The sequence below is a fragment of the Tunturiibacter gelidiferens genome, from assembly GCF_014201335.1.
In the GTDB taxonomy this organism is placed as follows: Bacteria; Acidobacteriota; Terriglobia; order Terriglobales; family Acidobacteriaceae; genus Edaphobacter; species Edaphobacter lichenicola_E.
Window position 1 is genome coordinate 406,995 of record NZ_JACHEB010000002.1, and the last position, 11,696, is coordinate 418,690.

Here is an 11,696-nt window from a genome sequence, read left to right on the forward strand (position 1 = left end):
GGCTGCCACTTGCGAGATTACCCTGAAGAGTTTTACATAGGGCAATCTTCGAGGTGCGAACATGGTTCGTTTTTTTTCGAGTCAGAGCTTTCTGGCAATCTACTCTGGATGTCTTACGGTGGTCTTCGCGGTTACGGTGCTCGCAGGATTTGCGCGGCCATGGTCTGGAAACGCGAGCTTCGACCAGATCACCGTGCGGCGAATGAATGTGGTGGAACCGGACGGGACTGTTCGGCTGGTTATCTCGGATAAAGCTGAGTTTCCGGGACTTTATCTGCACGGCAAAGAGATTAAACGAGCAGATCGGCAGGATTCGGCAGGAATGTTATTCGTCAACGACGAGGGCACCGAAGATGGTGGCCTGATCTATGGGGCCAGCAAAGATGCCGGCAACGGTCCGTCGAGCTTCAGCCATCTTAGCTTCGATCAATATGATCAGGACCAGACGCTCGTGCTGGGTGCGAGCCTTGAGGATGGGAAGAAGGCTTCGGGCGTTACGGTGAATGACGTAGGTGCGTACGTGATCACGCCGGAGTTTATCGCCGATGCGGAACGGGTGAAAGCGATGCCGAATGGTGCAGAGCGCTCGGCAGCGTGGGCAAAGTTGAATGTGAAGTATCCCTCTGCTGCAGAGCGTGGCTTCTTCGGGAGACAAAAGGACGATTCAGTTCGAGTGAGTCTACGGGATACAGCGGGGCATGTTCGTGCCGTGCTGATGGTAAAAGCGGATGGAGAACCCGCGTTAGATTTCCTGGATGGCGCGGGCAAGGTGACGAGAGAGATTAGCGGGAACAAGTAGGAAGTTTATGACGTAGACGATGAATGAGCGTGCTAGTCTGGCGCGGTCGGTTTCTGGAGTTCATTTCAACTTATATGGAGTTTGCGATGACACGTCTCTGCCTCTTGCCTGGATTGCTGTTGCTGACTTCGCTCAACGGATTTGCTTCGGGACCGGGCGACCGGGTGGCGACGGATCCCAAGAGCGTGGTTTCAGCGGAGAACGTGGCCACCTCGGCTCCGATGCCGGTGGCGGAGTTGCTGCAGACGGTGCGAATTGGGGGCGCGACATGGTCGCCCGATGGCAAGCAGATCGGATACATCAGCAACTCTTCCGGTCGGCTAAATCTTTGGGTGATGCAGGCAGATGGGACCGGTGCGCGACAGTTGCTGAAATCGAACGACCGGCAGGCAAGCCCGTCGTTTACCCAGGATGGCAAAGAGATCGTCTACCAGCAGGACAAAGGCGGCGATGAGCTGTATGACCTGTATGCGGTTTCAGTTGAGGGCGGCGAGCCGAAAAATCTGACCAACACCGATAAGACAAGCGAGAGTAGGCCGCTGTTCTCGAAAGATGGAAAGTGGCTGGCGTTTGACAGCAAAGAGAAGGTAGAACCTTCGACCAACATCGCAATTATGGAGTGGCCGGCAGGCACGGCACGGCTGTTGACGCACGAGAAAGATCCGAAGGCCTCGTGGGATGCAGCGGATTGGAGCTCGGACGGACGGTATCTGTATGCGGTACGGGAGGTGGGGACCGATGACGCGGATGTCTACCGCTTGGACGTGAAGAGTGGGACGGCGGAGAACCTGACGGCACACACTGGGAATGTACGGATGATTGCGTCAAAGGTATCTCCGGATGGGAAGACGCTGCTGATGACGTCGAATGAGAAGGGCGGCTATCAGAATGTTGTGCTGCTCGATGTTGCGTCGAAGAAGAAGCGTTGGGTGACCGATACGCAGTGGGAGGCGCAGGCCGGCGGATTTTCTCCGAAGGGAGACACTTTTACCTACATCTTGAATTCGGACGGAAGGGCGACGATCAATTTTGTGGATGTGAAGAGGCTCAAGGCGAGTGACCGAGGCATACCGGCAGGGCTGAATACTCCCGGTGCCGACCCGAGTGCGTTTCGTGAGGACGGAAGTTATTTGTTTTCGCACCAGGACTCGACGCACGCCCCGAATCTCTATCTGTTGAGTACAGGTAGCGTGGTGTCGCAAGTGACGCATAACGAGAGCCAGGTGCTGGCCTCTGCTGCGCTGCCTTCTTCACAGTTGGTGACCTACAAGAGCTTCGATGGGAAGATGATCTCGGCGTTCGTGTGGGTGCCGTTCAATGTGAAACGAGACGGAACGGCGCCCCTGGTGGTGATGCCGCATGGAGGCCCGACAGGGCAGACGCTGGACAGCTTCAGTCCGCGTGCGATTCTGCTGGTATCACGTGGCTTTGTGGTGATTGCGCCGAATGTGCGCGGTTCAACGGGCTATGGGATGGAGTTCGAAAAAGCGAATTACAAGGATTTGGGCGGAGCCGACTTGAAAGATGAGATTGCCGGCGTCGACTTTCTGAAGGCCACAGGGTTTATAGATACGAAGAAGGTAGGCATCTGGGGCGGATCGTACGGCGGGTTCATGACGCTGATGGCGATCGGAAAGAATCCCGATCTGTGGGCAGCGGCGGTGGATGAGTTTGGGATTCTGAACTGGTACACGATGCTGGAGCACTCGGACGCGCGTCTGCAGGAATATGAAAAGACGCTGCTGGGCGACCCGGTGAAGGATAAGTCTGCGTATGAGGCGAGCTCCCCATTGAAGTACATCCGGGATGAGAAGGCTCCGCTGCTGGTCCTGCAGGGCGAGCGGGATATTCGCGTACCGAAGGAAGAGGCCGAGCAGGTTGTGGAGATCCTGAAGAAAGAGGGGCGGACGGTCGACGCGGTGTACTACCCCGAGGAGGGACACGGGTTCATCAAGCGGGAGCATCAGGTGGATGAATTGACCCGGTCGGTGGATTGGTTCGAGAAGTATCTTAAAGGAGAGACGAAGACCCAGTGAGGTTGGCGATGCATGCAGCGGGGTTTCAGTGCGCAGGTTGCGGGGAGTGGGTGGAGACCACTGTCGATGAATCAGGCGGTTCGAAGCAGCAATATGTCGAGGACTGCCAGGTCTGCTGCCAGCCTAACGTCCTGACAGTGCGCTGGGATGGGTCGGCGCAGGAGTTTACGATCACGGCGGAGCTGGAAAGCTAATACGGTGGCACTTGCACCGTGCGGGTGGCAAAGCCTCTATCAATAAAGAGTGAAGAGGCCTTTGGATGCGCACTTCGTCAAACGAGCACTGCAGAATTCGTTGGTTGGATTGAGTTTGTCCGACCTGAACCGGGGCGCGAACTCGCTAACCGCTGGCCGCTCCCATATAATCAGAACTTCGCTGACTGTGCTGGCGAGCGTCATTTTAGAGCAGTGAGGGTGTGCGTATCTTTACCGTGAATCGAGAGAGCGGAAGCTCCCTGAATAGCAAGACCAAGACTGTGTGCACGCGCTCCAGACGCTCCCGCATCGCTTATGCCGCGTACATGATTGCGTTTACGGCGCTGGCCGCCACGTCGCTCTCGGCTCAGACCGGATCGTCGTCGGGCAATGTCGAGACGCTTTGCCAGCCTCAGGTGATCGGTAATCGACGCATCCCGAAGGAGTCCGTGCTGGCCCGGCTGTACAGCCGCCAGAACGACCTGTACGACCCGCTGGTGGTGGAGCGGGACTTCAACTCGCTCTGGAATACGGGCTACTTCGATGACGTGCGGATTGAGCGCATCGACAGCCCGAAGTGCGTGCAACTAATCATCTACGTGAAAGAGAAGCCAACCATTCGCGAGATCAACTACAAGGGTCTCGGCGCGGTCACGCAGTCTGACATTCTGGACCGGTTCAAGAAGGCCAAGGTTCCGCTGTCAGTTGAAAGCCAGTACGACCCCACTAAGATCAAGCGTGCCGAGGTGGTTCTCAGGGACCTGTTGGCGGAGCATGGACACCAGTTCGCTACGATCAGGACCGAAGTGAAGACGATTCCGCCGGCAGCTGTGGCGATTACCTTCAACATCAAAGAAGGGCCTACCGTGAAGGTAGGCAAGATCGCGTTTCAGGGGAACAACAACCTGAATGATCGCACGCTTCGTGCGGCGATGAAGAACCTGCGGCCGATCGGGATTCCGCACTCCATCATTCTGGAAAATCTCTTTGCGCGGACCTTCGACGCGAGCAAGCTGGACGAAGACACCGAGCGAGTACGTCAGGCCTACCGGGACCGCGGCTACTTCAAGGCTCTGACCAGCGATCCGACGACCCACATCCGCGACGCGGGCGGGATCAACCCCTTTACGTTGCATCCCTCCAAAGGAAAGCGAATCGACATTCTGATGCCGGTGGAGGAGGGCGCACGCTATAAGCTCGGCGGAATTACCTTCACCGGCAACACACACGTGCCGAACACGAAGGCATTGCGGTCGCAGTTCACGCAGAAGGACGGCGAATACTTCAACGCGACCCTGTTCGGCAAGGGGCTGGATCAGTTGCGCAAAGCCTATGGCGAGCTCGGATATATCAACTTCGTCGGAACGCCGGTGCCCCAGATCGATGAAGCGAAGAAGACGATTACGCTGAACATCGATATCGATGAGGGCAAGCCGTTCTATGTGTCGCGGATCGAGTTTACCGGCAACACCATTACGCGCGACAAGGTAATTCGCCGCGAGCTGCTGCTCGAAGAAGGACAGGTCTATAACAGCAGGCTGTGGGATATGTCGATCCTGCGCTTGAACCAGTTGAACTACTTCGAACCGTTGAAGGCGGAGCAGGATTCGGAGAGCCGCCAGAACACCGATGACGGAACGGTCGATCTGCTGCTGAAGCTGAAGGAAAAAGGTAAGAACTCGATCGGCTTGAACGGCGGTATCAGCGGATTGTCAGGAACCTTTGTTGGTTTGAACTATGAGACCAACAACTTCCTCGGTTTGGGCGAGACGCTGTCCGTGCAGGCAAATATCGGCGACTTGTCGCGCAATCTGAGCCTGGGATTCACTGAGCCGTATCTACGGGATAAGCCGATCTCGCTCGGCGCGCAGGTATTCGCCAGCAAGTATGACTTCAATCCCTCGAAGAGCCAGTCCGCGACTGGCCAGGCGGCGGGGAATCTGACAACCGCCCAGCAGTCACTTCTGACGAACTATAACCAGTCGACTACGGGTTTGACAATCTCGGCGAGTGAGCCGCTGCGGCATCTTTTTTCGCGAAGTGGTGTGACCCGTGTCGGTATTTCGTACTCGCTGTCGCGGTCTTCCGTGACGACGTTCAACCAGAATACGACCAACGTGTTTCAGTCGCTGGCCTTCCGCTCGGGCGTGGCGGGGCAGAATCAGCTGACAGGCATCATTACTTCGGTAGTGACGCCGAGCTTTACGTTCTCGAGCCTCGATCGCGCGGTTGGTCCGCATCGCGGTAAGGACTTCAACGTGTCGGTGCAGCTGGCCGGTGTCGGCGGTAATGTGAAGTACTACTCACCGATCGCCAGTTACCGTCAGTTCTTCCCGATGAAGGGGCTCAAGGTCAGCGGCGACGGCCACAATGTCCTGGGATATCGTCTCCAGCTGGCTCACACATCAGGATTCGGGGGCGAGGTTGCTCCGCCGACACATCGTCTCTACAGCGGCGGCGAGACGGATCTTCGCGGCTTCGATATCCGGTCGGTTGGACCCTACACCTTCATTCCGAATAAAGTTCAGTTCATCCTGACGAACCCTGATGGAACTTCGGTTCCGCGCGATCCCACGAACCCGGCCCTGGGTCCCGTACAGATTCCGTTGCCGATCTACCGCATGGTGTCCATTGGTGGAGATACGTCGTTCATAGCGAACCTGGAATACCGGATTCCGATCGTCAACCAGGTGACGTTTGCTTTCTTCAACGACTTCGGCATGACCTTCGACGCGCAACAGGGCCAATTGCGTCAGAGCACAGCCGGTCAGTCGTTGATCAATGGCGCCCAGTATGGATGCCCGACGATCGTCAACGGCGCCTGCTTTGGTGGCCAGTCGGTGAAGTTCCCGGACCTGCTGACGATTGTGCCAGGGACGAACTACGTTCCGCGCGACTCCCTCGGCGCCGAACTTCAGGTGATTTTGCCAGTCGTCAACGCTCCGTTCCGCATCTTCTACGCCTACAACCCGCTGCGTCTTTACAAGACCGTTCCGCAGCAGCTTGCCGTGCCGAACTCTGGCCCGGATAACGTGAATACCTTCAAGAGCTACTTCCCGAGCGATGGAGCAGGTCAGTTCAGCTATCAGCAGGCGCTGCAGTTCTACGGAGCTGACTACATTCTGCGCGAGCCGAGAAAAACGTTCCGTCTGACGGTGAGCACGACCTTCTAGTCCGGTCTGTTTATGAGCCCGCCTTCGGAGCTATTTGTCCGACGGCGGGCTTTTTCACGTTCGGGTGTTTTGGCAGCTGCCGTTTTATTGGGACGTTTGTCCTGCCGGACGAGCCTCCTGCGCGGAGTGCGGCCACTTCGTGGCGTGTATACCATCAGTCGCTGCCGCCCTCCCGTTTGTCGGGATAGACGATGAGGCATAGATCATGGCCTCGGCAAGAAAGCTTAAATCCCTAGTAGCTGCGTTGATACATGCGAGAGATGCGATCGTGCCAGCCGAGGCCATCTTCGTCCATCCAGGCCCAGAGAAAGCCAATCCCCAGCGGGCAGGCGGCGAGCACCGTGGCGAAGATGCGGCGACGCATAGCTGACCGCGTCGGGTTGTCGTCCGACAGAGTGCAGAGGCCGATGCGGGCGTAGCGCATGCCGGGGGTGGCCTCGCTGAAGGTGAAAAAGAGCAGGTGATAGAGCAGCGTAAGGACAACCAGGGTGCCGGCCGTGCCGATGGCCGCAGTCTGCAGGCTCATGGGAACGACGCTGGCGGCGAGGGCCGAAGGATTGCCCGAGAGCTTACCCACCGTGAGCGCGAAGGCCGCGACGAAGACGAAGAAGGAGGCGGTGATGATGCAGCCGTCGACGACTGAGGACATCAGGCGCAGGTTGAGCGGGGCCGCTTCGGGCCTGTGCTCGAGCTGGAAGGGGGCCTCGCGGGTTTCTACCGGAGCCGATACCGGATGGGCCGCCAGCAAAATGGAGGACCATTCGGGCGTGACAGATTCGACAACCGGGGAAGTGGAGATCTGCGCAGCTTCAACCTCGAAGATGCGGAGCTGTGCCGCAGGTACGTTGTGAGGAGCCTGGTCGGCTTCTTCGCGAAGGGGGCCCTCAGCGAGACGGGGACGGGCTTTGCGCGCGGCTACAAGCTGGCGAGGAAACTCGATAAGGTTGGCAGGAATCTCGATAGGTGGACCTGACTCTTCGAACACGGGAGCCTGGCGGAAAGCGATCTCTTCGTCGAGGGCGAGCGCTTCAGCTTCATTGGCAGCTGCGTAGGTCTCGCGAGTTTCGTAGATCAAGGGACGGCTCGGGGAGGAGACTGCTTCCTGAAAAGGAGCGCGGTTTACGTCTTCGTAGGGCTTCACGGTGAGACGGGTAGACGACGATGGAGCGTCCGCCGAAAGACTAAGCGGGAGATCTGCGACGATCAGGTTTTCTGCGGTGCCGAGTTTAGCTGCTGGTGAGGAGGGGACCGGGGCGGGCGTAGGCGGAGTGAGCGTCCACTGGTCGAGTTCGGCAAGGAGTTGATACTGTGCGTCAGCGACCGCCTGGGCACTGAGTGCTGCAACCTCTGCGGCGGCTTTGGCTTCGCGAATCGCGGCTTCAGCCTGTTCAGCGAGGAAGGTGCGGTAACTGGGGGAGTTGGCATAGCGTTCAGCGACTGCTTCGGCGATGCGGGACGAGCGTGACTTCCCCGCGTTTGGCTGCGCGATGGGAGTGACGGAGGAATTCGATTGCGGGGTACGCCGGGCGCGGTGCGCTGCAAGGCGCTCCGCTACCTGTTCCCTGAGTGCAAAGGGTGCGGCCGCTTCCGTTTCGGTCGGGGCTTCGTCAAGTGGTAGCAGGTCACGTTGTGCAGAGCTCATTGTGCTCAAATCCAAACTCGGTTCCGTAAAATCGTTTAGCCTCAAAGGGTGGCGCGTCTGACAAGTTTCAAGCCGAACGAACACGGGATGAAGATCCATTGGCAGCGCCGACTGCTTTTAGCGGATTTGCTGTCCGGCAAATTGCCTGCTTTTTCTATAGCCTTGAACGCTCGAGGAACCTGCTCCAGAAGCGTCCGCGCGACTGTTTACCTCTTGATAACTATCATGGTGCTCGCGGCAAGTCATCCACATCTGTGGGCCCAGCAGGTGACGACTCAGGCAACCCCCCTCCCAGAAGATCAGCAGTCATCATCAAGCCTGCCGGACGCACCTGGGGCCACGCAATATCCGGTGGCGGAGGTGCTGTCCGACAACGACGATACGACCGACGTAACCCTCGAGTCGGACGGCGACCAGCGCAAGACAGGAAACGTCTTCTCGCTCGACAAAAATGTAGTCATCCACTATCGCGACCGGGTAATACAGGCCGACCACATCGAGTTCAATGAGGACACCGGCGAGCTGACCGCGACCGGGCATCTGCACGTAAGCGGAGGGGCGAATCACGAGGATCTTACCGCCAGCCACGGCACGATGAACCTGAGGAACCAGACGGCAACTTTCTACGATGTGACCGGCTCGGTGGGGTTGAAGGGCGGGGGCGCGGGTCCGGGCCGCACGCTGACATATTCGAGCAGCAACCCATTTCTGTTTACCGGGCGAATGGTCGTGCGAACCGGGCCGCAATCCTACGAGATCTACGACGGAACGCTGACCACCTGCCAGCTGCCAAAACCGGACTGGATGCTCAATGCTGGGAAGTTTACGGTGGACAGCGAAAAGGCGAAGGCGCAGAACAGCATCTTTCACCTGATGAATATTCCTGTCCTGTTTCTGCCCTATGTGACCCACCCCATCGACTCGGAGCAAAGGCAGACCGGCTTCATGATTCCTGTTCCCGGGTACTCCTCGTCCAAGGGTTTCACACTGGGTGAGGAGTTTTACTGGGCGATCAACCGCAGCACCGATCTGACCGTAGGAGCGCAGTACTACTCGCTGCGCGGATGGGAGCAGTCGGCGACCTTTCGATATCGCGGGTCCGGAAATAACTTTGCGAAGGCCAGATACACCGGCCTGCTCGACCGCGGAATCGTCACGAACGGTGTGTATCTCAATCAGGGCGGCGAAGATGTTACGTTTTCTGGCCGGCATGACTTCAGTTCGCAAACCCGCGTGGCCGGCGACGTCGAATATCTCAGTTCGTATGCATACCGCGAGGCGTTCGCAGAAAACTTCAGCGTTGCCGTATCGAGCGACATCCTTTCCATCTTGTATGGCGTGCATGAGTGGGATGGATATTCGGCGTCGGGACGAGTGGACCGGTACCAGGGATTGAAACAGGCAGCTACGGCCGCAACGCCGGACGAGCCCGCAGTCGCGGAGCAGGAGGTGAGAATCTTCCATGCGCCGTCCTTGGACTTCAACACTACAGAGCATGAGATCGGCCGAACTGGATTGTTCTGGAGTATGGATGCATCGGAGGCCGGGCTGTCGCGCGTTCAGCCGGATTTTTCTACCGGAGGGCTAACGCAGCGGTTCGATCTGCATCCCGAGCTCTCCTATCCGCTGGGATTCGACGGATGGCGAATGCGGGCATCGGTCGGGGTGCGAGAGACGGCCTACAGCAGGAGCAGGCAGGTTCCCTACAACGACACCGGAATACCGGTCGAGCTTCCCGATCCGTTGAATCGAGCAGACCTGGAAATTGAGGGTGACCTGCGGGCTCCGGTGGTCGAACGGGTATTCGATTCGCCGGGAGTAGAAAAGTTCTTCGGCGGCAACGATGTAAAGCACACAATCGAGCCCGAGCTGACCTACCGCTACGTCACTGGAGTCAATAATTTCCTGTCTGTTCTGCGCTTCGACGACGTCGACGTCGTAAGCGATACGAATGAGCTGGAGTATGGAGTGACGCAGCGGTTGTTTCTGCGTCCAGTAAAAAATCGGCCCTGCAAGGAAAGGCCGGAGAGCACGGCACAGTCCCAGAACTGGGATGACGAGATCGGGATGACCCAGACCAGAGAACGGGTCGGCGATAAGAAAGATTCGCTTCCGAGCTGCGGCAGCCATCCCCTCATCAGTTGGCGGCTTGCGCAGAAGTACTTCTTCAACGAGGACTTCGGCGGTGCCGTCATCAATGGGCGACGGAACATCTTCGACACAACGCTGAACTTCTCCGGGATCGCCTTTTTGACCGAGCCTCGGGCGATTTCGCCCCTGATCTCGCGCCTGCGAGTGAGAACTTCCGCGCATATGGACGTTGAGTGGGACTTCGACCTCGATACCGGAGCGAAGAAATTTACGTCCAACAACGTGTTGGTGGACGTGCACGAGAACAACATCTTTGCCGGATTGAGCTACGCGCGGCTCAATGCTCCCGGGCGCTTCTACACTGAGGGAGTAATTTCGGCGGTCTCGAACTTCAACCAACTGCGGCTGTTGCTCGGGTATGGTTCGCCGACCAAACCAGGTCTGGGCATCGCCGGTAATGTAGGTCTGGATCTCAACGCAAACAACACCGGTCTGGTTCAATATGGTGCCGTGCAGGGGTCCTATAACTGGGACTGCTGCGGCTTCAGCGTTGAGGTTCGGAAGTACGAACTGGGCTCGGTGCGAAATGAGACGGCCGAGAGATTCAACTTCACGCTGCTGAATATTGGAACCGCGGGCAATCTGCGGCGAACGGCAAGCCTGTTTTGAGTCCTGACAGTGCGGCTTTCAGAGGGATCCGCGGCCTGTTTAACCGCCTCTGCGTGAGATAATCGAGATATTGTGCAGATTGTTGTGAAGCCGTTCCGAACCCTCATCTTTGCCCTTACGCTGGCCGCCCTCGGCTGCCATGCCCAGACGCCGACCCAGACTCCGACACCGTCTGCCGCAGACGGCTCGGGGAAGCTCTCGCCGGAGCTCGTGCGCCGTGTCGAGGTGCTGATCCGGTCGCACGCCTCTATCCCGGCCGGCTATGTCATTCAGGTAGGACCGCGCACCAAAAGCGAGGTGCCGGGCTTCGACAAAATCACCGTCTTTTTTCTCTCTGACGGCAAGTCGAGCAAGCCATCGGAATTTTTAATCTCGACCGACGGAAATACCTTGGCCCAGTTCAGCAAGTTCGATATCAGCAAGGATCCGAAGCTGCTGGTCAGTGGCGACGGGCGTCCGGCGCGCGGCGGCCCGGCAACCGCTCCCGTGCTGATCGTTGGGTTCGACGACCTGGAATGCCCCTTCTGCGCCAAGATGCATGAGCAGTTGTTTCCGGCACTGACAGAGCGCTACAAAGATCAGATTCACATCGTCTATCGCGACTTTCCGCTCGATCAGCATCCGTGGGCCATGCGCGCCGCAATTGACACCAACTGCGTCGGGGCCAAGAGCGCGACGGGTTATTGGAACCTGGTCGACTATATCCACGCACACGCCGCCGATCTGGGCGGCGCAGATAAGAGTCTCGCGAAGGCCAACGAGACCCTCGACACTCTGACACGCGATGAAGGAAAGAAGCAGAATTTGGACGCCAACGCGCTCAATGCATGCATCGCAAAGCAGGATGACACCGCGATCAAGGAGTCGATCAAGCTGGGCGAAAGCCTCGGCGTAGACTCGACTCCGGCGCTGTTCATCAATGGCGAAAAGGTGGAAGGAGCACAGCCGGTCGAAGACGTGTATCGTATGATCGATAGCGCGCTGGTTGCCTCCGGGCAGACGCCGCCACCACCGCCAACGAAGACCCCAATTCAGGCACAGCCTCAAACCCCGCCGGCGACCAAACCCGGTAACTAGCAGAAGAACGCAGGA

General features: G+C 58.1%; 7 protein-coding genes. 6 read left to right on the forward strand and 1 reads right to left on the reverse strand.

Going from position 1 to position 11,696, the window contains the following annotated elements:
• Window positions 1–61 precede the first annotated feature (61 nt).
• From HDF14_RS05440 to bamA, 4 genes are all read left to right on the forward strand, one after another.
• A complete protein-coding gene (locus HDF14_RS05440) occupies window positions 62–799 on the forward strand; it encodes a hypothetical protein (RefSeq protein ID WP_183974303.1) in 738 nt (245 codons plus the stop codon).
• A gap of 23 nt (window positions 800–822) precedes the next feature.
• Window positions 823–2,835 carry a S9 family peptidase gene (locus tag HDF14_RS05445; protein WP_183974305.1) on the forward strand — a complete coding sequence of 671 codons (2,013 nt, stop codon included), beginning with the start codon at window positions 823–825 and terminating at the stop codon, window positions 2,833–2,835.
• An 8-nt stretch (window positions 2,836–2,843) separates the two neighbouring features.
• Window positions 2,844–3,029, forward strand: a complete 186-nt coding sequence (locus HDF14_RS05450; RefSeq protein ID WP_179580454.1) for a CPXCG motif-containing cysteine-rich protein — start codon at window positions 2,844–2,846, stop codon at window positions 3,027–3,029.
• A 221-nt stretch (window positions 3,030–3,250) separates the two neighbouring features.
• Window positions 3,251–6,202 carry an outer membrane protein assembly factor BamA gene (bamA, locus tag HDF14_RS05455; protein ID WP_183974307.1) on the forward strand — a complete coding sequence of 984 codons (2,952 nt, stop codon included), beginning with the start codon at window positions 3,251–3,253 and terminating at the stop codon, window positions 6,200–6,202.
• 232 nt (window positions 6,203–6,434) lie between these two features.
• Here bamA and HDF14_RS05460 read toward each other — a convergent pair whose 3' ends face one another.
• Window positions 6,435–7,844, reverse strand: a complete 1,410-nt coding sequence (locus tag HDF14_RS05460; RefSeq protein ID WP_183974309.1) for an RDD family protein — start codon at window positions 7,842–7,844, stop codon at window positions 6,435–6,437.
• 225 nt (window positions 7,845–8,069) lie between these two features.
• Here HDF14_RS05460 and HDF14_RS05465 point away from each other — a divergent pair, with 225 nt between their 5' ends.
• The gene (locus HDF14_RS05465; protein ID WP_260698039.1) at window positions 8,070–10,604 is read left to right on the forward strand and encodes an LPS-assembly protein LptD; all 2,535 of its coding nucleotides are present in this window, start codon (window positions 8,070–8,072) and stop codon (window positions 10,602–10,604) included.
• A gap of 72 nt (window positions 10,605–10,676) precedes the next feature.
• Window positions 10,677–11,681, forward strand: coding sequence for a DsbA family protein (locus HDF14_RS05470; protein ID WP_183974313.1), 1,005 nt, complete (start codon window positions 10,677–10,679; stop codon window positions 11,679–11,681).
• The last annotated feature ends 15 nt before the right edge of the window (window positions 11,682–11,696 follow it).

What these genes read in the sequence shown, in the direction of transcription:
- HDF14_RS05445 (WP_183974305.1), top strand. Translation starts at nt 823, where the DNA reads ATGAGCGTGCTAGTCTGGCGCGGTCGGTTTCTGGAGTTCATTTCAACT.
- HDF14_RS05440 (WP_183974303.1), top strand. Translation starts at nt 62, where the DNA reads ATGGTTCGTTTTTTTTCGAGTCAGAGCTTTCTGGCAATCTACTCTGGA.
- HDF14_RS05460 (WP_183974309.1), bottom strand. Translation starts at nt 7,844, where the DNA reads ATGAGCTCTGCACAACGTGACCTGCTACCACTTGACGAAGCCCCGACC.
- HDF14_RS05450 (WP_179580454.1), top strand. Translation starts at nt 2,844, where the DNA reads ATGCATGCAGCGGGGTTTCAGTGCGCAGGTTGCGGGGAGTGGGTGGAG.
- HDF14_RS05465 (WP_260698039.1), top strand. Translation starts at nt 8,070, where the DNA reads ATGGTGCTCGCGGCAAGTCATCCACATCTGTGGGCCCAGCAGGTGACG.